The 19,344-nt window shown below is 53.4% G+C and carries 27 protein-coding genes; 8 read left to right on the top strand and 19 right to left on the bottom strand.

Annotated elements, in window-relative coordinates:
* Positions 1 to 4 precede the first annotated feature (4 nt).
* Genes D7V92_RS00985 through D7V92_RS00960 form a run of 6 tightly spaced genes read left to right on the top strand, consistent with a single transcriptional unit; the run spans position 5 to position 2,888 of the window.
* The gene (locus D7V92_RS00985; RefSeq protein WP_004291533.1) at positions 5 to 421 is read left to right on the top strand and encodes a PcfK-like family protein; all 417 of its coding nucleotides are present in this window, start codon (positions 5 to 7) and stop codon (positions 419 to 421) included.
* A complete protein-coding gene (locus D7V92_RS00980) occupies positions 418 to 1,749 on the top strand; it encodes a PcfJ domain-containing protein (RefSeq protein WP_004291532.1) in 1,332 nt (443 codons plus the stop codon). The genes D7V92_RS00985 and D7V92_RS00980 overlap by 4 nt, the downstream gene beginning before the upstream one ends.
* A gap of 24 nt (positions 1,750 to 1,773) precedes the next feature.
* The gene (locus D7V92_RS00975; protein WP_004291531.1) at positions 1,774 to 2,031 is read left to right on the top strand and encodes a hypothetical protein; all 258 of its coding nucleotides are present in this window, start codon (positions 1,774 to 1,776) and stop codon (positions 2,029 to 2,031) included.
* A 19-nt stretch (positions 2,032 to 2,050) separates the two neighbouring features.
* Positions 2,051 to 2,284, top strand: coding sequence for a DUF3873 domain-containing protein (locus D7V92_RS00970; protein WP_004304291.1), 234 nt, complete (start codon positions 2,051 to 2,053; stop codon positions 2,282 to 2,284).
* Entirely contained in the window at positions 2,224 to 2,526 is a 303-nt protein-coding gene (locus D7V92_RS00965) for a hypothetical protein (protein WP_005783104.1), read from the top strand. The genes D7V92_RS00970 and D7V92_RS00965 overlap by 61 nt, the downstream gene beginning before the upstream one ends.
* Before the next feature lie 53 nt (positions 2,527 to 2,579).
* Positions 2,580 to 2,888: a hypothetical protein gene (locus D7V92_RS00960; protein ID WP_004304290.1), complete on the top strand. Its 309-nt coding sequence runs from the start codon at positions 2,580 to 2,582 to the stop codon at positions 2,886 to 2,888.
* Positions 2,889 to 2,921: 33 nt separating this feature from the next.
* On the opposite strand, the gene D7V92_RS22670 is transcribed toward D7V92_RS00960, so the two are convergent.
* The 19 genes from D7V92_RS22670 to D7V92_RS00865 all read right to left on the bottom strand — a co-directional run bounded on the left by D7V92_RS22670 (position 2,922) and on the right by D7V92_RS00865 (position 17,250).
* Positions 2,922 to 3,311 carry a hypothetical protein gene (locus tag D7V92_RS22670; RefSeq protein WP_004291527.1) on the bottom strand — a complete coding sequence of 130 codons (390 nt, stop codon included), beginning with the start codon at positions 3,309 to 3,311 and terminating at the stop codon, positions 2,922 to 2,924.
* A gap of 64 nt (positions 3,312 to 3,375) precedes the next feature.
* Positions 3,376 to 3,903, bottom strand: a complete 528-nt coding sequence (locus tag D7V92_RS00950; RefSeq protein ID WP_004291526.1) for a hypothetical protein — start codon at positions 3,901 to 3,903, stop codon at positions 3,376 to 3,378.
* Positions 3,900 to 4,403: a DUF3872 domain-containing protein gene (locus D7V92_RS00945; RefSeq protein ID WP_004291525.1), complete on the bottom strand. Its 504-nt coding sequence runs from the start codon at positions 4,401 to 4,403 to the stop codon at positions 3,900 to 3,902. Before D7V92_RS00945 ends, D7V92_RS00950 begins: the two co-directional genes overlap by 4 nt.
* Positions 4,400 to 5,302, bottom strand: a complete 903-nt coding sequence (locus D7V92_RS00940) for a toprim domain-containing protein (RefSeq protein ID WP_004291524.1) — start codon at positions 5,300 to 5,302, stop codon at positions 4,400 to 4,402. The genes D7V92_RS00945 and D7V92_RS00940 overlap by 4 nt, the downstream gene beginning before the upstream one ends.
* A gap of 7 nt (positions 5,303 to 5,309) precedes the next feature.
* A complete protein-coding gene (locus D7V92_RS00935; RefSeq protein WP_004291523.1) occupies positions 5,310 to 5,885 on the bottom strand; it encodes a conjugal transfer protein TraO in 576 nt (191 codons plus the stop codon).
* A gap of 2 nt (positions 5,886 to 5,887) precedes the next feature.
* Positions 5,888 to 6,874: a conjugative transposon protein TraN gene (gene traN / locus D7V92_RS00930; RefSeq protein ID WP_004291522.1), complete on the bottom strand. Its 987-nt coding sequence runs from the start codon at positions 6,872 to 6,874 to the stop codon at positions 5,888 to 5,890.
* 34 nt (positions 6,875 to 6,908) lie between these two features.
* Positions 6,909 to 8,261, bottom strand: a complete 1,353-nt coding sequence (gene traM, locus D7V92_RS00925; RefSeq protein WP_004291521.1) for a conjugative transposon protein TraM — start codon at positions 8,259 to 8,261, stop codon at positions 6,909 to 6,911.
* Complete coding sequence (locus D7V92_RS00920; RefSeq protein WP_004291520.1) at positions 8,242 to 8,550, bottom strand: TraL conjugative transposon family protein; 309 nt, start codon at positions 8,548 to 8,550, stop codon at positions 8,242 to 8,244. The genes traM and D7V92_RS00920 overlap by 20 nt, the downstream gene beginning before the upstream one ends.
* Positions 8,551 to 8,556: 6 nt before the next feature.
* Positions 8,557 to 9,180, bottom strand: a complete 624-nt coding sequence (gene traK / locus D7V92_RS00915; RefSeq protein ID WP_004291519.1) for a conjugative transposon protein TraK — start codon at positions 9,178 to 9,180, stop codon at positions 8,557 to 8,559.
* 31 nt (positions 9,181 to 9,211) lie between these two features.
* Positions 9,212 to 10,216 (bottom strand): conjugative transposon protein TraJ, encoded by a 1,005-nt coding sequence (gene traJ / locus D7V92_RS00910; RefSeq protein ID WP_004291518.1) that lies wholly within the window; start codon positions 10,214 to 10,216, stop codon positions 9,212 to 9,214.
* Positions 10,217 to 10,219: 3 nt separating this feature from the next.
* Positions 10,220 to 10,849, bottom strand: coding sequence for a DUF4141 domain-containing protein (locus D7V92_RS00905; RefSeq protein ID WP_004304283.1), 630 nt, complete (start codon positions 10,847 to 10,849; stop codon positions 10,220 to 10,222).
* 23 nt (positions 10,850 to 10,872) lie between these two features.
* Positions 10,873 to 11,253, bottom strand: coding sequence for a DUF3876 domain-containing protein (locus D7V92_RS00900; protein WP_004291516.1), 381 nt, complete (start codon positions 11,251 to 11,253; stop codon positions 10,873 to 10,875).
* A 40-nt stretch (positions 11,254 to 11,293) separates the two neighbouring features.
* Positions 11,294 to 13,798, bottom strand: coding sequence for a TraG family conjugative transposon ATPase (locus tag D7V92_RS00895; RefSeq protein ID WP_121772086.1), 2,505 nt, complete (start codon positions 13,796 to 13,798; stop codon positions 11,294 to 11,296).
* Positions 13,795 to 14,127, bottom strand: coding sequence for a DUF4133 domain-containing protein (locus D7V92_RS00890; RefSeq protein ID WP_004291514.1), 333 nt, complete (start codon positions 14,125 to 14,127; stop codon positions 13,795 to 13,797). The genes D7V92_RS00895 and D7V92_RS00890 overlap by 4 nt, the downstream gene beginning before the upstream one ends.
* Positions 14,128 to 14,137: 10 nt before the next feature.
* Complete coding sequence (locus D7V92_RS00885) at positions 14,138 to 14,455, bottom strand: DUF4134 domain-containing protein (RefSeq protein WP_002560983.1); 318 nt, start codon at positions 14,453 to 14,455, stop codon at positions 14,138 to 14,140.
* 201 nt (positions 14,456 to 14,656) lie between these two features.
* Positions 14,657 to 15,385 (bottom strand): hypothetical protein, encoded by a 729-nt coding sequence (locus D7V92_RS00880; RefSeq protein ID WP_004304280.1) that lies wholly within the window; start codon positions 15,383 to 15,385, stop codon positions 14,657 to 14,659.
* 16 nt (positions 15,386 to 15,401) lie between these two features.
* Positions 15,402 to 15,755 (bottom strand): DUF3408 domain-containing protein, encoded by a 354-nt coding sequence (locus tag D7V92_RS00875; protein WP_004291505.1) that lies wholly within the window; start codon positions 15,753 to 15,755, stop codon positions 15,402 to 15,404.
* Positions 15,756 to 15,757: 2 nt separating this feature from the next.
* Complete coding sequence (locus D7V92_RS00870) at positions 15,758 to 16,198, bottom strand: DUF3408 domain-containing protein (RefSeq protein WP_004291503.1); 441 nt, start codon at positions 16,196 to 16,198, stop codon at positions 15,758 to 15,760.
* Between the two features lie 2 nt (positions 16,199 to 16,200).
* Positions 16,201 to 17,250: a ParA family protein gene (locus tag D7V92_RS00865; protein ID WP_004291492.1), complete on the bottom strand. Its 1,050-nt coding sequence runs from the start codon at positions 17,248 to 17,250 to the stop codon at positions 16,201 to 16,203.
* A 421-nt stretch (positions 17,251 to 17,671) separates the two neighbouring features.
* Here D7V92_RS00865 and mobA point away from each other — a divergent pair, with 421 nt between their 5' ends.
* Together mobA and mobB are read left to right on the top strand one after the other, a co-directional pair.
* Entirely contained in the window at positions 17,672 to 18,100 is a 429-nt protein-coding gene (gene mobA, locus D7V92_RS00850) for a conjugal transfer protein MobA (protein WP_004291488.1), read from the top strand.
* The gene (gene mobB / locus D7V92_RS00845) at positions 18,079 to 19,326 is read left to right on the top strand and encodes a conjugal transfer protein MobB (protein WP_004291483.1); all 1,248 of its coding nucleotides are present in this window, start codon (positions 18,079 to 18,081) and stop codon (positions 19,324 to 19,326) included. Before mobA ends, mobB begins: the two co-directional genes overlap by 22 nt.
* Positions 19,327 to 19,344: the final 18 nt, after the last annotated feature.

Raw genomic sequence — 19,344 nt, 5'->3', positions numbered from 1 at the left:
CGATATGAAAGGAACAGACCATTTCAAGAGAACGATATATATGTACTTGGAACAGCGTGCGGAGGAAGATGCGCTATTTGCAAAGAAGTACCGCAACCCTGCCAAGAACATGGACGAGTGCGTGACCCACATTCTGAACTATGTGCAGAAAAGCGGTTGCAACGGTTTCACGGACGGAGAGATATTCGGGCAAGCCATCCACTACTATGAGGAAAACGAGATAGAGGTGGGCAAACCGATGGACTGCCAAGTGGTTGTGAACCACGTTGTGAAACTCACGGCAGAGGAAAAGGCGGAGGCACGTCAGAACGCTGTCCGCAAATACCAAGAGGAGGAACTCCGCAAGTTGCAGAACCGCCACAGACCGTCAGCGAGAAAAGAAAACCAACCCCAACCCTCATTATTTGATTTAGGCTTATGAAACCGAAGACCAAGATACAGAAAGAGGTGGCAAGACTTTCCGCCAACCTTCGCCCCATATCAGCGACACAAATAGATTGGGCATACCGCCACTGCGTTGAGCATATCGGCTACCGCACCAAGAAAGGGAACATCACCTGTTCCGACTGCGGTCACGAGTGGCACAGCGACAGCGGACTATGCGACACCCTTGAAGGCTGCACCTGCCCCAAATGCCATGCCGAACTCAAAGTGCAGGACACACGCAGACGCATCTACAAGGAAACGCAGAATTTCAGCGTGATAACCACCTGCAAAGGGTATCAGGTAATCCGCGTGGCGCAGGTCAGATGCGAGAGCAGGAAAGGCGAACCGATGCGTTTCTACTGCCACGAGGTCGTGCAGCGTTGGATTTCACCCGACGGCAAGGTTACGGACATGGCGTTGCTCCGTGGCTTCCTTTTCTGCTATTGCGATGTGTGGGCATTAGGCAGCGATATGGAGGTAAGACCGCACAACAGCCTATACGATGATGTGGTGGCAAGAAGCTGTGCATATCCAAAGATGAGGATATTGCCCCAACTCAGACGTAACGGCTTCAAGGGCGATTTCCACGGCATCTCCCCCGTGCGTCTTTTCAAAGCCTTGCTTTCAGACCCAAGAATTGAAACCCTTATGAAAGGCGGTGAGATTGAGGTCATGAAACACTTTCTTTTCAATACCCGTACTGCCGATGAATGTTGGGCATCATATCTGATTGCCAAGCGTCACAAGTATCAGATAGACAACCTCTCAATGTGGTGCGACTATCTGCGTATGCTCAAAAAACTCGGTCAAGACCTCCGTAACCCGAAGAACATCTGTCCCGAAGATTTCATGGCGGCACACGACAACGCAACCCGAAAAATTGAAGCCATACACGAGAAGGAAAGAGCCGCAGAGCAACGCCGTTGGGAGATTGAAAGGCGTGAGCGTGAGCAACAGCGACAACTCCAACGAAAGAAAGATGCGGAGGATTTCATCGCCAACAAATCCAAATTCTTCGGCTTGGTAATCACGGACGAGGAAATAATCGTCAAGGTGCTTGAAAGCATAGACGAGTATTACAACGAGGGCAAGACGCAGGGCATCTGCGTGTTTGGCAGTGGATACTACAAGAAAGCCGACACCCTCATACTATCGGCAAGGATTGGCGATGAGATTATTGAAACCGTAGAGGTGGACTTGCGAACCCTCGAAGTGGTGCAGTGCCACGGCAAGCACAACCAGGACACCGAATATCACGAGCGCATCATAGACCTTGTGAACAAGAACGCCAACCTTATCCGTGAGCGGATGAAAGCGGCATAGCATAACCCCTAAAACAACATTGATATGGAAGTAAGAATTGAAAGTATGATTTGTGTGTGGGATGATGCAATCCCCACGATGTTCCTTGAATTTGTGAACCTCCTCACTCTCACAACGAGTGAGGGGGAATTGAGAAAGAGCGTAAAGGAGTTTGCCGAGAAGCACGAACTTGACAAGTTTTTCCTTTACGGCTTCGGCTCACACCATTTCTACCTGCACCAACGCTACACAAGCAACCCCGAAATGGTGATGAAGAACAGAGTTCTGTCAGTACATTTTTAACCATCTAAAAAGCAACATTATGACAACACGAATGACCATCAACGGAGTAAGCACCTGCGCGGAAGCAGGTACGGAGAAATACGAGCGTTTCCAATCGGGTATCGGAAGACGCAGGCGGACACTTGTGCAGTACGACTACCGCCACCCCATAGACAGAGAATTGTTCTCTTGTGTCAAACCCACGTTGGACGAGTGCCGAGCCGCACGGGACAAGTGGCTGAACGCAAAGAAGGGAAAGGAGGACAGACTATGAACACGACCTATCAAACGCTGATAGTCAAGTTCAGCGAACCTATCACGGCATTGGACGGTATCTTTGACGATACCGGAGCGTGGGGAACGGACACCCTCAAGGGGTGGATAGATGATTACGAAAGCACACGTTTCACCGCCACCGACAGCCATACGGCAGTCATCACGAGCGAGTACAATATGGAATGTGTGAAAGAGTGGCTACAACGGCAGACCCCCATTTCCGAAATGCGAGAATTTTGAACGGGATGGCGGTGTCCGCACCGCCAATACTTAAAACCCTAAAAACAAAAGATATGATAGCCAAGACGATATTACAGCAGATAGGCGGAAAACGCTTCACCGCCATGACAGGTAGCCGTGATTTCATAGATATGGGCAACGGCTTACGGATGAGCCTTGCAAGGAACAAAACAAGTGCCAACCGCCTTGACATCATCTATGACGAAGGGGCAGACCTCTACAATATGCGCTTCTACCGCAGGACGTTCAGCAAAAAGACCTTTGAGTGCAAGACAAAGGACATTGCCGTACACGAGGGTATCTATTTTGATATGCTGGAGGAAATGTTCACGATGGTGACGGGACTTTACACACGCTTTTGAGTGGCGGGGCGGCGAGAGCCGCCCTACTTTCTTTCAGTGAGCATGATGGCGGACAAAGAAAGTAGCAAAGAAACCTTTGTCCAATCTGCGATAACTAAAAAATCCGCAAGTAAAACTTGCGGAGGCTATATATTGGGTCGTTATTTTTTGGTGGAGGGGAATGATAATCTCGAACCGTTGAACTACACATTTCTGCTTCGTCTCCATTTCCCCCAACGATTTGATACGTTCAATCATTTTTGTTGTTCCTTTCTGAATTTTCCTAAATACTTTCTTCATAATTTCGCTATACTTTTTATGGTTAATAACTATGTTTTGTATTGCTCTCACAACACTTACAACTTGAAGTGTTATTTGGAAACCGATAGGCAAAAATGGCTCAACGATGTCAATTAACGAGAAAATCCTACGATAATCTATCAAGTGATAGAGCAAAAGACGTGCCAAGTTAAATATGGCACGTCTTTTGCCAGTTTTGTCAGTCCTTTTATGGGATATACAACAGCGCAAACTCCGCCTTTCTCCGTTTGAGCAGCATGGCGTGGCGTTTTCCTTTGTAGTTGCAGAAGGCTATATACTCACGGTAGATGTTCCTGTCACCAGCTTCCAGCTTCTTGATTAAGGTGCTTTTGGGGATTGTTTTGCTGCCTAACAGCTTCGCCGGTCCCACATTGTAAGCTAACGTGCCAAGCAAAATCGAATCAACCCCGAATTTACGGAACATGGCGACAAATTTGCGCAGGTCTTTCCGCAAAAGTTCATCCGCATCCCGTTTTGTCATGGTTCGTGCCGAATACTTCTCGTTTGGCAAAAGTTTGTGACCCCAACCGACGTATGGGTAGTGTTTTTCTGAGTGCCAGCCTTCAAAGTAGCGGCAGCATAAAAAAGCACGTTCCATAAGCGGCAGTCGGTAGATTGCCGCCTGCCCGTCCGTTCCCTCTTGGCGGCTGATCTGCGCGGACACAGAACAGACCGTCAGAAGTGAACAGAGCATTGTCATGAATACACGCATCATTTCAACAAGGGGCTGAAGTTGCCGATGGGAACGATGGTAAGATCGTCGTCCTTTACATTCCTGTTGTTGAAGTCAAATTCCAGTTCGTAGGAGTTGCTAAAGTTATCCTCCACCACCACGATGAAATTATGCGCCTCATCACCCGCCGCCGTGTAGTACAGGCGGAATTTTTCGTTCTCCAGCAGGTAGCGGTCGTTAGGCAGGAAGGTGATGCCGTTATCCATTTTGAGCGAGCCTTCCCCCTCGAACTGGAAATAGCGGATGGTATAGAGCGTACCCGAAAAGTCGCCCTCCTTTTTCAGTTCACAGCGGATTTCCACTGTCTGCCCCTTTACTACCTTGTTCGGCACGGGCATGACCTCCACCGTGAAGGGATAGGACTGCTGGATGTCCATGTCATCGTCACATGACACGAGGGTGAATGACATGGCGGCTATCAGGCATAACGCCACTGCCTTGAATATTGATGTTCTCTTGTTTCTGTTGTTCAGTATGTTCATTGTTCTTCGATTTTTAGATGGTTGTTTTTCTGTTTTTTCGTTGTCAGTTGCAGGTACTCGTTCAAGTCCTTGCAACCGTCATAGAGGGAGGAACGGTCGGTGACACGTTCCCCGTATCGCATGGTAAGTGCGGCAAGCGTCCGCCGTCCGGCTTCGTCACGGTCGAGGAAGCAGCCGATGCGCCCGTATCCGTCCAGCAATCCCGCCGCCTTCTCCACGTTGGCGACTGAGTTCAGCACAAGACAGTCAGCGTTACCGGTTACACCAAGCGTCACGGCAGAGAGAAAGTCCATGAAGCCCTCGAACACGAGGCACTCGTCAGCCGGGATGTCATTCGCCTTTACCAGTGATACAGACTTCGGAGGTATGCAACCCTTGAAATATCGGCTTCTGACTTCATAGCCACCTGCCATGTTCGGAAAGCCAACGGCAAAATACCGTTTCCCACGCACACCGTAGTTCAAGCGGCAGCAGTGACGGGATGCGATGGCGTAAGGGATGCCCCGTTCCTCTAAATACTCCGTCAGCAGTGAGCGGAGCAGCGGAGCGACCTCCACATCCTCAAAAACGGATTCGGTCGGCTTCGAGAGATAGACGGGCTTTTCCCATCCGGCAACCGTCATATTGGCGGCTTCCGCTATGAACTTCGCTTGCTTCATGAAGTCATCGCTTTGCAGAAACTCCCCGGCAAGCGTGAAGATGTCGCCGCCCTTGCCCAAACCGAAGTCGTACCAGAGCTGTTTCGCCACGTTCACACGGAAAGAGGATGTGCGCTCGCCCCTGTACGGGGCAAGATACCACAGCTCGTTACCGCTCCTTCTGACAGGCTCATGCCCCAGCCGTGCGAGAAAATCCGCAAGCGGCATCCTTCTGACAGCATCTATTTCCGTCCTTTCCATGCCCGTGTCAGTTGATGATGAACTTGATACCGACCCCGAACTGCGTGTGGAACTTCCGTGTGTCGCCACCCCAAAGGCAACGCTCCCGCAGGTTGGCAAGCAGGGCGATACGGTCTGCCACGTAACACTCCACATCGAGCGTCAGCGCACCGCCGTAGATGAAGGCGTCCCGGTCGTGCAGCGTGGAGCCGTCATGCAGCACCTTCTTCCCCCAATTTACCGCCTCATATCCGGCGAGAGCCGAAGCCCCGGCATAGACGAAAACAATCTTTCGGGCGTCCGACAGTATCTTGAAGTAATAGCCGCCCTCCGCCGTGAACTGCGCCACGGGTATCTTGGTGTCCTTGTAGGGATTGTTCTTCAACAGGTATTCGCCACCGAACACCCACTTGTTCCCCTTCTTCGTGTAGGTGGAGAGAGCCGCCCCGAAGCTGTACCCGCCGTCCTTGCCGCCGAGATTGAAGCCGTCCGCCATGTCCGCCCTCACCTCGATGCCCTGCATCTTCGGCAGACACCGCTGGGCGTGCGCCTGCCCTGTAAAAAGGGCAAGCGACGCGATGATTATTGCGATGTACTTTCTCATGGTCAGCGTACTTGAAGTTCGTTGATGGTACCCGCGCGTACCAAATCCTCGTTCTCAATCACGAAGGACTGGTGACGGCCGCCGTTCTTCTCGTTCAATTCCACCACGAGGCACTTGTCATCGGGGATGGTGAACTTCGCCATCGTGAAGACCGTGCGCTCGCTCTTTTTGCCCGGCACGAGGGTGGCGTAGTTCTGCGCGCGGAGCGGCAGAATAATCTGCTCCTGCACGGCAGTACGCTTCGCAACCTTCTTGTCCACGATTTTCCAAGTGATGTAGTCCACATCGAAAGGCACGTTGCTCTGGTTCTTTATCTCCGTGTGGAAATAAAGCAAGCCGTTGTGCGTGTAGATGCCTTTCAACAGGTATTGGATGCCGAAACGCTTGCAGCCGATATGCTTCACCTCGCGCTTGTTCTGTTTGTGGATGGACTTCATGATAAGGCGCACCAGCATCGGGCTTTCGCTGCCCAGCTCTTTCAGATAGATTTCCTGCGCGTTGTTCGGGCGGTTCACCGTGCTGCCGTCATGGATGAAGTCGCACATCTCCACGTTGAGCAACAGCGGTTCGGCGGCGTACTTCACGTTGAAGGTGTAGAAACTGCCGTCCTCCGTGATGACGGACATATTCGTTTCGTTGGGAAAATTCCTTACGGTAGCCTTCACACGGATGATGTTCTCCGCTCCGTCGGCTTTCCCGGCAATCAGGTCGGGCGAGCCTAAATCGACATAGCGCACCTCCGCCGGAAAAATGACGTGGACGGTCTTGTCGTAGGTCACTTCCAGACCGTGCGGCGGTATCATGCGGTCGAAGGTCAGCTTGCGTGACAGCCCGTGATATAGGTCGCCGTCCGCCTCCTTCTGCGGATAGACCTCCTTCGTCAAGGTCGGTTGTTCACTTCCGTTGGTCGTTTCAACGGTTACATTCTCCTGCGCGTTGGCAGTTATGATGCCCATAGCGAGGGCAAACATGATGATTACTTTTCTCATTACTTTTGGATTTTAGTGGTAATTTTTATTGTTTTCAATATTTTTCTTGGTAAAGCATGACCCTGTACCCGGCTTTCAGATGCACCTTGACGGTTCGCATCTTTTTGGCGATGTACTGGCTCGTGCCTTGTATCAGCCCCTTGCCCAAGTCGGAGGCGAGCTGCGCCCCGGCATTGGTGGAGATGTTGATGCTGCTTCCCAGCGAGCCGCCCATGTTGGCGGCGACCTCCCGGACGGCGTTCATCTCCATCGAGTTCGGGATGAAGATGCCGGGCTGTCCGTCCGTGTCATAGACCGCAAGCTCCACGGGGATAATCGTGCCGTCGTATTCCAGCGAGGTAATCTCGATGTCGAGCCGCTCACCCTGTATCTTGCCCGTGCCGACCACCACCGCACCCCGGGGTATTGTCCTGCCTGCCACCGCCATAGGCTCCAGCAGGCGCAGCCTTACCGTCTGCCCGTCCGTCACGCTCTGCGCCCCATGCACGCACGCCGGTATGGTGTTCCTGTCCAATACCTCCGCCGTGCCGACAGCCGTGTTGAAACCCCGGTTGCGTTCCTGCGATAAGGCGGCGACAAACTCCGCGTTACTCATAGGCTGTGAGAGTGAAGAAACTACTTGATGCTCCACCTGTCTGATAGGCATTGCCTTGTTCTTCTTCCCTTTCTGCACGGTAGTTGGCTCTGCCCTCTGTTCCGCCGATGGCTGTCCTCCGTTCTGACCGCCCATGTACTTTGCCGCCAGCTCGTAGGACTTCTCCATAAGAGCCACCTGCTCGTCCATAGAGGAAGCCTTGCCCCTCTCGCTTTCCAGTTCCGACTCCAGCGATGCGATGCGCTCCAACAATTCGTCCATCTCCGCATTGTCGTTTTTCGGCTGGTCGTAGAAGTTTCCGAGCGTGGCGTTCAGGTCACGGTAGGCGGCTGCGGAGGACTGGATGGTCTGCGGCGTGGCTGGCTTTGCCCTTTCTTCCTTGCCGCCCGGATTGGCGAGGTCGAAGTCCACTCCGTTCTCCGTTCCCGCTATCTCGCGGTCGAACATGTCGCCCAGCTGCCCGATGGCACGGTTGCGGCTCTCCTGACGCTCTTCCATCTCCCCATGCTCGTAGGCTTTCAGCTTGTCGCCGATAATCTGCCGGTTCGCCTTGTCAGCGTCGGGCATCTCGGTGTTGTATCCGTCCGTTCCCGGCGGTTGCTCCTTGCCGGAGGACGGGGCGAATATCAGCCACATCGCCCCGATGAACACCAACACCATAGCGGGCAGCACGATCATCTTCTGCCGTTTCAGCCGTTGCGCCTCTGTCAGCGGTTCGCGCTCCTTTTTCGGTTTCCCCGTTTCGGGAGCAGCTTTGTTCTCTTTCGTCGGTTCATTCTTTGTCTGTTCCATATAAATAAGGTGTTAAGTGATTGCCTGTTTCCGCCGGGGTCGGCAGTTCCACCCGTCCGGCGTGTCCCGTTTCCATATGTGAGCCGTCGTTCCTGCCGATGTCATAGACGGCTCTGCCGAAGGTGTAAAGGGCAAGCACCGCGAAGGCGGCGAACATCCCCAGCACGATGCGGCGGCGTGTTTCCGGCGGCAAGCCGTCCAGATACCCTTTGAGACTTGCCGCCAAGCGTTTCCGTTTGTCGTGGAGTTTCCAATACATGCCCCACATTGATTTTCTGATACTTTTCATGTCCTGTTACCGTTTGATAGTCTGTAAATCCTTGTTCTCAATGATGGTGAAACCCTCGATGGTAAAACCGTTCGGGTTGTCATCCGACCGCGATGCGTTCAGCAGGCGGCAGGTGGTCACGAGGCTGCGCTCGGTGACGTTGCTCTGCCGGATGATTTTCTGTGTGGCGTAGGTCACGGCACGGTAGGGATAGGCGTTGAAGTCGCACACCACGCTGTCCACCTTCAGCACTTGGTTGATGTTCCCGGCGATGATGCGGTTGTAGTACCCCTTCTCCGCGAAGTCCGAATAATAGTGGTACACGCTCTTGTCCGCCAGCAGCAAGGCACGTTTCACGTTGTGTTCAATCGCGCTTTTTTCAGGTGATAGCGTGAAGAACATCTCGTGGAAACGGCGCACATGTTCCCGTGCCTCCGCCGGGCGGTTCTGCGACAAATCCTGAGACAAGGCGAGCATCAGGCTCTTGCCGTTGTCCAGCACATAGATTTTCTCCCGTTGCTTCTCTGCGAAACGGTAGGAGTTCCACACGCTCCACACCGTCACCACGGCGCACAGCGAGAGGAAGACGATACCGAACAGGCGTATCTGCCTGAACGACGATTCGATGTTTCTAAGTGATTTGAATTCCATTTATATTTTCCAATTTATGATTGCACATTGATTATTTCAGCAATTTGCCGACACGTCCGACTGCGTTTCCTGCGGCTGCACCCGCCACGCTGCCCGCCATGCTTCCGGCTCGTCCCGCCATCTGGTTCACGTTGCGACCGTAACCGCCCATGCCTCCGGCTTGGATAATCCAGCCCGCAACGGTGGGAATGGTAAAGTAGCCGATGATGCCGATGCAGAGGAATACGATATACACCCCGTCGCTCGAATCCAGCGAGAAGTTCGGGTCTGCCTGCATCCGCTCGATGTCGTTTTGCAGCATCAGAACCTGTATCTTCGCCAGTATGGTGCTGAACATGTCCGATACCGGTAGCCACAGATAGACCTGTATATAGCGGCATATCCACTGCGTGAGCGTGTTTTGGAAACCGTCCCATACCGACAGGGCGAAGGCTATCGGACCGAGAATCGCCAGCACCACGAGAAAGAAGGTGCGGACGGTGTCTATCACGAGGGCGGCGGCTTGGAACAGCAGTTCGAGTATCTCGCGGAAGAAGTCGCGGATGCTCTTCTTCATGTTGTACATTCCCCGGTCGATATACATTCCCGCCATCGTCACCATGTCGGAGGGCGACCAGCCGAGTTCCTCCAGTTGCTTGTCAAATTCCTCGTTGGACACGAGGTAGGCGGTTTCGGGGTTGCGTACCATCGCCTCGTATTCCAGTTTGTCCTTCTGCTCCCGGTATCGGTTCATGTCCAGCGTTTCCGCCTCCAGCATCTTTGCCGTGCCCTGTACGACGGGTGAGAGGATGCTGTTTATCGTGCCCAGCACCACAGTCGGGAAGAACATGATGCACAGACCGATGGCAAAAGGACGGAGCATCGGGAATACGTCTATCGGTTCAGCTCTCGCCAGCGACTGCCATACCCGGTAGGCGACGTAGAACAGCGCACCCAGCCCGGCGATGCCTTTCGCCACACCAGCCATGTCCCCACACAGCGGCATCATCTGCTCATAAAGTGAACGTAAAATCTGATGAAGGTTGTCGAACTTCATAGGCTACCAGTATCTTTCGTTCATGTTCCCGTACAGCCCCATGATGCGGTCGAGGTCGTTCTTCTTTTTCGCACGCAGGTAACTCACGGAGATGTTCTTGTTCGTGTAGTAGCTCACGAGGTTGCGGTAACGCTTCATCTTCGAGTGGCAGCGTTCCACCACGTCCATGCGCTCCTTGTCGGTCATGGAGAGCGTGGTGATGTTCACCACGTTCCTGAGTTCCGTCAACACTTCGTTGCTTTCCTCCAGCAGTTTCGTGTAGCCGAAAGCGATTGCGGAAAGCTCTTCGGGTCTGAAATTCCCGTCACGGAGCATCCGTTGGAAACTGTTCACATAGATGTCTGTGATGTCGCCCACCATCAGGATGGTCTGCTGCACCTTGCGGGCGTCCTTGACCAGATTGTTCACCGATTTGAGGGCATCGTAATACTTCTTGCCCTGCTGATAGATTTTCACCGTCTCCTGAAAGTTGCTCACCATGTTCGTGGCGGTCTTGGAGGTATGGATGATGTTTTTGGAGGCATTGATGATGCCCTGCGCTAGATTGCCCGGATCGCTTACGACCCACTGTGCGCTTGCCCTGCCCGCGAAAAGCAGGCACAGGCAGATAATCATTGTTATTCTTGTTCTCATGTTACTTTGGATTTTAGTGGTTGTTATTCTTCGGTCGGATGTCCCGGCTGCGGCTTCACCCGCACATAGTCCCCGTTTGGCGAGAAAGTCAGCACATCCGTGGCCTCGTTGTAGGACACGTCGATGCGGAAGCCGGTGTTCATGAACAGGTTGCCGTTCTCCTCCTGCAAGAGATAGGTTTCCGGCTTGAGCTTGCGGCGCAGACCGCTACGACGGAACACCGTCACTTTGTAGGCTTCGCCCTCCTTGTAGATAAGCACGTCAGGTTTTCCCTCCACGCTCTCCCAGTTCCCGCACAGCATGTCGCGGCGGTTGTCGGCCACGTCGCAGGATTGCAGCATCATGACCGCCAATCCGATAAGGCACTTGCTGACTTGCAGCATTTTCACTTTTGGTAAATTCATACGCGTTTTTCTTTTTTGGTTGATACATTCTGTTTTTTAGTTATTCCTTGTTTCTCCGCCTTTCGGCAAGCTGCCGGATGGCGGCTTCGATGTCGTCGCCCAGCTTCTCCGCCAGACGGTAAACCTCCACTTTTTCCGTTTCCTCGGTGGTGTACGCCAGATACTCTTCCGCGCTGACCTCCGTGGCATAGACCGCCGACTGCGTGCCGCCCAAGCCTATCCACACCTCCTTGTAGAGCCGTGAAGGGTTGTTCGCCATGTTGATGGAGAGTATCTGCGACTTCTCCTTTTCCGTCAGTCCGAGCAACGCCTGTATCTGGTCGAACTTGTTCATATATTTCCTTTGGTCAAGCAGGATTTTACAATCCGAGTTGTTGATAATGCTCTCTTTGACCACCGGAGAACTGATAATGTCGTCCACCTCCTGCGTCACCACGATTGCCTCGCCGTAATATTTTCTGACCGTCTTATACATATAGCGCAGATATTCAGCCATGTTCGCCGATGAGAGGGCCTTCCAAGCCTCTTCCACGATAAGCTGTTTCCGCACGCCTTTCAGCCGCCGCATCTTGTTGATGAAGGCTTCCATGATGATGATGGTCACGACGGGGAACAGTTCGCGGTTTTCTTTAATCGAATCTATCTCGAAGACGATGAACCGCTTGCCGAGCAGGTCGATGTTCTCCGTGGAGTTGAGCAGGAAATCGTAACGCCCGCCCCGGTAATACTGCCGCATGGTGGTGAGCATGTTGTCGATGTTGAAGTCGGACTTCTCCACCTTGATGTCACGCTGTGCCAGTTCCTTGCGGTAGTCGTCACGCATATACTCGTAGAAGGTGTTGAACGACGGCACGATGCTACGGTCGGATTGGATGCGCTCAATATAGGCACTCACGGCACTGCCCAGCTCGCCGCTCTCCGTCTTTGTCACCTTGTCGTCCTCCGACTTCCAGAGCGTCAGCAACAGGGTCTTGATGCTGTCCTTCTTCTCCACGTCGAAGATGTAATCGTCGGTGTAGAACGGGTTGAAGCTGATGGGCTTATCTTCCGTGTAGGTGAAATACACACCGTCCGCTCCGCCTGTCTTGCGTCGGATTATGCCGCACAAGCCCTGATAGGAGTTTCCCGTGTCCACCAATACCACATGTGCGCCTTGCTCATAATATTGGCGCACGAGGTGGTTCATGAAGAAAGACTTGCCGCTGCCCGAAGGACCCAGCACGAACTTGTTGCGGTTGGTCGTGATACCTCGCTTCATGGGCAGGTCGGAGATGTCAAGGTGCAGCGGTTTTCCCGTGAGCCTGTCCACCATCTTGATGCCGAAGGGCGAGAGCGAGCTGCGGTAGTTGGTTTCCTCTGTGAACAGGCACACCGCCTGTTCGATGAAGGTGTGGAAACTCTCTTCCGCCGGGAAGTCCGCCGCATTGCCGGGTATCGCCGCCCAGTAGAGTGTCGGGCAGTCGATGGTGTTGTGGCGCGGCACGCATTCCATGCTTGCCAACTGGCTGCCCACGTCGTTCTTGATATGCTTCAGTTCCTCCGCATCGTCGCTCCACGCCATGACGTTGAAGTGTGCCCGTACCGAGGTCAGTCCGTAGGAATGGGCTTCGTTCAGGTATTGGTCTATCCACTCGCGGTTGATGCTGTTGCTCCTTGAATAGCGAGATAGCGACTGCATGTTACGGGCGGACTTCTCGAACTTCTGCAAGGTTTCCTCACTGTTGTCTATCAGCACATACTGGTTGTAGATATGGTTGCAGGAGAGCAGAAGCCCCACCGGGGAGGCGAATGACAGTCGGCAGTCACTCCGGTCGGTGGAGAGCTTCTCGTAACGGGTGTCGGTAGCCACCTTGCCCGGCAGGTCTTCCGCGTCGGAGAGGGTGTGCAGACACAGGCGGTTGTCGCCGATGCGCATCTCCCTTGCCGAAAGCTCGATGTCCTGCAAGGTGGTGTCACCTTCCGGCATGAGCGAGAAGTAGCGTTCAATAAGTCCCGTCTTTCCCTCAGTACCCACAATCTCATCGGTGGAGAGGCGGCGCAGCCTGACAAGCCCGCTGTCGTTCATGATGCGCTCGAACTGTTCGCAGGCTTCCAAGAACTTGGTCGTGGTTTCCCTGTCCAGCTCCTTCGGGATGATATGTCCCCGGCACAGCGTGCTGAAATTGCTCTGCATCCGGTTACGCTCCTTTGTTGTCTTGGTCAGGTAGAGGTAGCAGGTGTGTTTCAGGTACGGACGCTCGTTGAAGTGACGCTCGAAAGAGCGGCTTAAAAAGCTCATGTCGTCCTTCTGAAGCTCCGGTTTGTAGCGTTCCTTGATGAACCAGTCCTGTTTGTGGACGACGGAGTAGTCCGGCAGCACCTTGATAGCCTTGCACCAGCAACTGTGTATCGCCTCGTACTCCGCACCCGTCACGGTGTAAAGTTCCGGTAGTTCCACCTCGAAAGCCACCGTGATGTCGGCGTCCTTTGAGATGATGCAGCCATGCTCCACCGCTAAAAGTGGGAACCTGTTTTCCAGTGTTGTCATTTTCGATGTATTCCTCATTGTCTTTCTTCCTTTCGTTGTCGTTTGAACAGACGGGTTATCCGCCGCCGGTTGATAAGGTATCGGGGATGGCTCCGTGCCGCTCCTAATTTCATCAGCCCGTGTTCACCGTACCGGGCGTTCAGCGCGAAGGTCTGCCATACAAGGAGGGAGGACGATGCCGCGCCGAAGCCGATACATATCCACTGGTCGATACCGACCATGTAGAGGATGACGAACAGGACGAAGAGAGCCAGCAGACCTCCGCAGAAGATGAAGAGGTACTGTGCCTTCAAGCCCTTGAACTCTACCGGACGGCCGATACCCTTGTTGATTGGGTATTCAGCCATACATTATTTATTAAAGGAAGAATGAGCGCAGGATGGTGGCGGCAACAATCAGGAAGATGCACGCGCCGAACCACGAGGCGGCTGTCTTGCTGGTGTCGGGGTCGCCCGATGAAAACTTGCCGTACACTTTTACGCCCCCGATAAGCCCGACGACTGCACCGATGGCGTATATCAGTTTAGTTCCGGGGTCGAAATAAGAACTCACCATAGAGGTGGCTTCGTTGATGCCCGCGATGCCGTTTCCCTGCGCGAAAGCGGAGGCGGTTGCGGCGATGACAAGTGCCGCGGAGAGGATTGCTTTTCTGTTTTTCAAGATGTTCTTGTTCATAAACTGTTCTTGTTTTTTGCCGTCAAAAGGGTGGATGGTCCTTTGTCGGGCGGTTGATACTTTGTTTCTTTACTTTGGTTTTAGTGGATGCCCGTTTGTTTCCACGGACGTGGGCGTGTCCGTTGCGGATGGGGATGCGCCTTGCGTTTCCTCGCCGCGTGGGTTGATGTCATTCTTTCATGTTCATTTCTTTTATTGTTGTCATACATAGTTGCGAATGTCGAACTCCTCGATGTTGTCCGGCACGACGAACTCCTTTTCAGATTTCTTCAGCCGAATCTCGATAAGCCCCTTGATGCGGATGCCTATCTCCGAAGAGCCTTCCATCATTTTCTCGTACAACTCCGTGCCCTCCATGTCGGTGAACACCTTAGCCGCCTTTTCACGTTCCGCCTGTGTCGCGTCCGGGTTTTTGGCGGTCTTGCAGGCGTCGTCAATCTCGTCAAAGCTGCTGCCCGAAGCCCGTGGCGTGTCCGAGGCGTCCTCTTCCGGTTCGTCGTCCCCGTATCCCAGTTCCTCCGGCGGTATGCTCGTGAAGGTCTCATCGAGTTTTTCCTCCGGGACTTGTGCCGGGCGGGATGCGTTTCCCGTTTTTCCGTCGTCAAAAGTAGCCTCTTCCTCCGACAGCTCAATGCCTTTTTCAATAGTGGCGGCTTCTTGCGTCGGTATGGCAGCGGTTGTCCGGGTGGATGCCATCCTGAAACGGCTCTTGCCGATGATGTCCGCCTTTTCCGCAGGGACTTCCTCGTGTGCCGCTATGCGTTTAGCCTCATTCCCGTCCAGTGACCGCCATAATCCGACAATGCCCTTGAAGAAGCGGACAATCCGCGTGTCCATGATGCGCTCGTAAAGGAGCAGGAACAGGAACCAGAGGTTGCAGCCGACCGATACCGCCAGCAGAATGTCTGTCATGCTGATTGTGTAATTCATATCCTTCCGTTTTTGGTTAGAATACTGAATTGTAATTTCGGGCATAAAGGCTCTTTATCGCATCTTCGCACTGGTTGAAGTGGTGCGTCAGCACATGGTCGATGTAAGCGGACAGCGTAAGCCGGTCATGCCCGATTACACGGGTGATACGCATGATACGCTCGTGGTACTCCGGGCGCACATACGCCATCTTCCCCTCACGTGCCTTTACTTCCGGGTCGCGGATGAACAGGCGTTCATAGTCCTTCTCACTGCATTTGCCGCTTACCGGGACAGGCGACAGTATTTCCACACTCGCCTGCACTTGGGTAAACATACCTCCGCAGTCTTGCTGTGGTCTTTTTTCATTCGGTGTCATTTCTTTTTCCATTTTCAAATCAGATCTTCACGTTGTTTCTTGTACAGTTCGTTGATTCTCTCCTTGTGCTGTTCCAGATGCTGGCGCAGCACGGTATCCACATATCCGCCTACTGAGATTTCCCCTCCGGCGATGTCGTTCACGATTCTGAGGATCTTGCCGTGGACGTCACGGCTGATATAGACACATTGGCGGGTCTTTATCTCGTTGCGGCGCAGGAATAGCTCGTTGTAGTCCTCGTCCTGCCTTTTCCGGCGTCCACTTTCCCTCTGCGCTTTTTCCCGTGTTACGGGTTGCACAGGAGATGGTTCCGGTGCGGCGGTGTCCTCTTCGGTCGGTGCAGCTGCGGGTACTTCCTGTGCGGGGCGCAGTGTCCCGTCCTGTGTGCGCCGCCCGATGGAGGCTAACAGCAGTTCCTCGTCGATGCCTTCCGTGTTCACTTTCCTGCTGCCCATGCTCACTGCGGTCTGATGATGTCGCTTATCTCTTCGGAAAACTCCCGGATGCCACTCCCTTTCAGCAGTGCCGTGTCCATCGGGAAGATGGTGGAGCGGAAAACGCTCTTGCGCTCTTCCGAAAGGTCACGGCGGAACTTCTTGCTGTCGGGCAAGCGGGTGGAAAGTACCGGAAAGCCCATTTCGGCTATCACTTCCTCGTAGATGCCGTACAAGTCGTTCCTCTCCCTGCCGTCCACCATCGTCCAGAACAGATGCAGCCCCTTTGTTTTCGCCTGTCCGGTAGTCATCAGCCTGTCGCGGAACATCGTGACGAATTTCAGGGTACTCTCCACGACAAAGCGGTCGGCACTCAGCGGAGTGAAAATGTAGTCCATCTGCGAGAGCGTCTTTATCACGCCGTTGCTTCGGAGTGTGCCGGGCATGTCGAAGAACACCACGTCGGGTTTCACGTCCTCAGTGGCAATCATCCTCTCGGCATCGTCGAGGGCGTTCACCGCATTGCTTTTGACGATGGTGTAGGCGTTCTTTTTGATCCGGCGGAAATGGTCGCAAGCGAGAGCCTTGAAGTAGGTGCTGCTGTCGATAAGCCCCATTTCGTGTTCGCGCAGCCCGTGGATGCTGTGCTGCGGGTCGTCGCAGTCCACGACGGCGACATTGTAGCCTTTCACGTTGTGCAGGTAGCTGGCGGCAAGTGCCGTGACAGTGGATTTGCCGATGCCACCTTTCTGTGTTGCGAATGCAACGAAGATTTCCTTACTCATAGTTCCATTTATTTTAATTGTTGATGATTTGTTTTTCTGTTTCCATACGGATTTGGCTGTCGCACCATCCGCTTCCGTGACTACACACGCAGGCGGGTCGTCGCGTATCCGGTTCTGTGGTGAAGCGGTGCGTCGGACAAATGGTGATTGACGACATTGCGTCATGAAGTCATTGAATCCATACGTCACCGAATTGTCGGAGAACCGGGTTTCCGACGGTTCGGGTATCCGTTTCGGCAAGTATCCGAAGAAGCGGATTTCCGGGTATTTGAATGTTCCGTTTATCATATCTTCAAATCGTTCGTTTCTTGAATCATGCTGCAAATAAACAAGTATATTTTGGAACCTGTATCACTTCTCCGGCAAGTGGCGGCACGTTGCGCCGGTTGGCAGTCATTGACCGGGTCAAGCATCTGTCCGATACCGCTTTAAGGGCGTAACTTTGCACCCGGACAGCAGGGTTCGCCGATGACGCGCGGCCCGGAGTCCTGAAAGGTATTTTCCCAATCCGTCCCCTGACGGATTTTTATGTTCACCTGAACATAGCAAGATGTCTTTTCAGCCGCTCAAAATATTTTGAGCAGCCACGAAAAGCACTTGCCCTTGCAGGGGGCGGGCTTTCCCTCCGAAGTCGGGAAGCCTTTCAGAACTGCGGTGCTGTAATCCGAAGCGGCGGCTTATGCCGTCAATCCGCTAAATCCAAAGTAATATGAAAGAGAAAAGGAAAAGCAAATCAGGGAGAAATCCCAAACTTGATCCGGCGGTGTACCGGTACACCGTCCGTTTCAACGAGGAGGAACACAACCGTTTCCTCGCCATGTTCGGAAAATCGGGTGTCTATGCACGGTCTGTTTTCCTCAAAGCGCACTTCTTCGGGCAACCGTTCAAGGTGCTGAAGGTGGACAAGACGTTGGTGGACTATTACACCAAACTGTCGGATTTTCATGCACAATTCCGTGCCGTGGGTACGAATTACAACCAAGTCGTGAAGGAACTGAGGCTGCATTTTTCAGAGAAAAAGGCGATGGCGTTGCTCTACAAATTAGAGCAACACACCGTCGAACTCGTGAAACTGAGCCGCCGGATTGTGGAACTTTCAAGGGAAATGGAGGCAAAATGGTCGCAAAAATCAGTGTAGGAAGTTCGTTGTACGGCGCGATTGCCTACAACGGGGAGAAGATTAACGAGGCGCAGGGGCGGCTTCTCACCACCAACCGCATCTACAATGACGGTTCGGGAACGGTGGACATAGGCAAGGCGATGGAGGGTTTTCTCACCTTCCTGCCACCGCAGATGAAGATCGAGAAGCCGGTGGTGCATATCTCTCTCAACCCGCACCCGGAGGATGTGCTGACCGATATTGAGTTGCAGAATATCGCCCGCGAGTATCTGGAAAAACTCGGTTTCGGAAACCAGCCTTATCTTGTATTCAAGCACGAGGACATCGACCGCCACCACCTGCACATCGTGACGGTCAACGTGGACGAGAACGGGAAAAGGCTCAACCGGGATTTTCTCTACCGCCGCAGCGACCGTATCCGCAGGGAACTGGAACAGAAGTACGGATTGCATCCGGCAGAACGTAAAAATCAGAGATTGGATAATCCGTTGCGCAAGGTGGCCGCATCGGCAGGTGATGTGAAGAAGCAGGTAGGCAACACCGTGAAGGCTCTGAATGGGCAGTACCGTTTCCAGACGATGGGCGAATACCGTGCGCTCCTTTCCTTATATAATATGACGGTGGAGGAAGCGAGGGGCAACGTGCGCGGACGGGAGTATCACGGGCTGGTCTATTCCGTCACGGACGACAAGGGTAACAAGGTGGGCAACCCGTTCAAATCCTCGCTTTTCGGGAAGTCCGCAGGCTATGAAGCCGTACAGAAGAAGTTTGTCCGTTCCAAATCGGAAATCAAGGATAGGAAACTGGCAGACATGACGAAACGCACCGTCCTTTCCGTGCTGCAAGGCACTTATGACAAGGACAAATTTGTATCCCAACTCAAAGAGAAGGGCATCGACACCGTACTGCGCTACACAGAGGAAGGGCGCATCTATGGGGCTACCTTCATCGACCACCGCACGGGATGCGTGCTGAACGGTTCGCGCATGGGTAAGGAGCTTTCGGCGAATGCCTTGCAGGAACACTTCACCCTGCCATACGCCGGACAACCGCCGATACCGCTATCCATCCCTGTGGATGCTGCGGACAAGGCACACGGGCAGACCGCCTACGACAGTGAAGATATATCGGGCGGTATGGGCTTGCTCACTCCCGAAGGTCCGGCGGTAGATGCCGAGGAAGAGGCTTTCATCCGGGCGATGAAGCGCAAAAAGAAGAAAAAACGCAAGGGCTTGGGTATGTAATCAGAGTATCAACAATTA

Source organism: Parabacteroides sp. CH2-D42-20 (genome assembly GCF_003670185.1).
Classification (GTDB): Bacteria; Bacteroidota; Bacteroidia; order Bacteroidales; family Tannerellaceae; genus Parabacteroides; species Parabacteroides distasonis.
Note: the sequence above shows the minus strand (reverse complement) of the source record. Positions and strands in the feature narration are given on the sequence as shown.